Source organism: Mycobacterium sp. Root265, from assembly GCF_001428895.1.
Taxonomy (GTDB): Bacteria; Actinomycetota; Actinomycetes; order Mycobacteriales; family Mycobacteriaceae; genus Mycobacterium.
The window spans coordinates 387,233-388,620 of the sequence record NZ_LMJA01000029.1; the positions used below are offsets into that span (position 1 = coordinate 387,233).

Here is a 1,388-nt window from a genome sequence, read left to right on the forward strand (position 1 = left end):
CTACTTCTACTGGGAACCGCACTGCTTCAACATTCCCGGCTGCTGGGCGCTGCGCTCGATCTTCGACACCCTCGACGGCATCGACGTGATGACCGACGGTATCCAGGACATCATCCCGGACATGGAGCGGCTCAACGCGCTGATGCCGCAGATGGTCGTGCTGATGCCCTCGATGATCGCGACGATGAAGAACATGCGCACCTACATGCTGACCATGTATCAGACCCAGAAGGGCATACAGGATCAGATGTCGGCGATGCAGGACAACTCGTCGGCGATGGGTGAGGCCTTCGATGCCGCCCAGAACGACGACTCGTTCTACCTGCCACCGGAGACCTTCCAGAACGAAGACTTCAAGCGCGGCATGAAGAACTTCCTGTCCCCCGACGGCCATGCGGTGCGCTTCATCATCAGCCATGACGGGGATCCGCTGAGCGCTCAGGGAATCGAGCGCATCGACGCCATCAAGCTGGCTGCCAAGGAAGCCATCAAGGGCACCCCGCTGGAAGGCTCCAAGATCTACCTCGGTGGCACCGCGGCAACCTTCAAGGACATGCAGGAGGGCGCGAACTGGGACCTGATCATCGCCGGAATCGCGTCCATCGGGCTGATTTTCATCATCATGCTGATCATCACCCGCAGCATCGTGGCGGCGGCAGTGATCGTCGGCACGGTGGCGATCTCGCTGGGTTCGGCGTTCGGGCTGTCGGTGCTCATCTGGCAGCACCTGATCGGGATCCCGCTGCACTGGATGGTGCTGCCGATGTCGGTGATCATCCTGCTGGCGGTCGGTGCGGACTACAACCTGTTGTTGGTCGCGCGCCTCAAGGAAGAGATACACGCGGGTCTGAACACCGGCATCATCCGGGCCATGGGCGGTAGCGGTTCGGTGGTGACGGCCGCCGGTCTGGTCTTCGCCTTCACCATGATCTCGATGGCGGTCAGTGAGCTGACGGTGATCGGGCAGGTCGGTACGACGATCGGTCTTGGCCTGTTGTTCGACACCCTGGTGATCCGGGCGTTCATGACACCGTCCATCGCGGCGCTGTTGGGCAAGTGGTTCTGGTGGCCCACGCGGGTGCGCCAGCGCCCGGTCGCGGAGCGGTGGCCCCAGCAGCCCGTCGCCGCCGGAAGTTCCTCGCAGGAAACGAGTTGATGATGTTGAAGAAGACATGGGCCGTGTTGTTCGCCGGGGTGGCTGCGCTGGTCTTCGCGGCTCCGGCCCAGGCCGACCCGGACAGTGACTTCGCCAAGGAGTTGCACACCTACGGCATCTACGGGCAGAAGGATTTCAACGCCTGGATCGGCAAGATCGCCTGCAAACGCCTCGACCGCGGCGTCGACATCACCGCACAGGACTCCGCGAAGTTCGTCTCCGACCAACTGCT

Annotated in this window: 2 protein-coding genes; both read left to right on the forward strand. The window is 62.5% G+C overall.

What is annotated here, in order from left to right:
- The coding region (locus ASE48_RS33535; protein ID WP_235571432.1) for an MMPL family transporter at nucleotides 1-1,156 on the forward strand (1,156 nt) is incomplete at its 5' end.
- The coding region (locus ASE48_RS22580; protein ID WP_057169408.1) for a DUF732 domain-containing protein at nucleotides 1,156-1,388 on the forward strand (233 nt) is incomplete at its 3' end. The genes ASE48_RS33535 and ASE48_RS22580, both read left to right, overlap by 1 nt.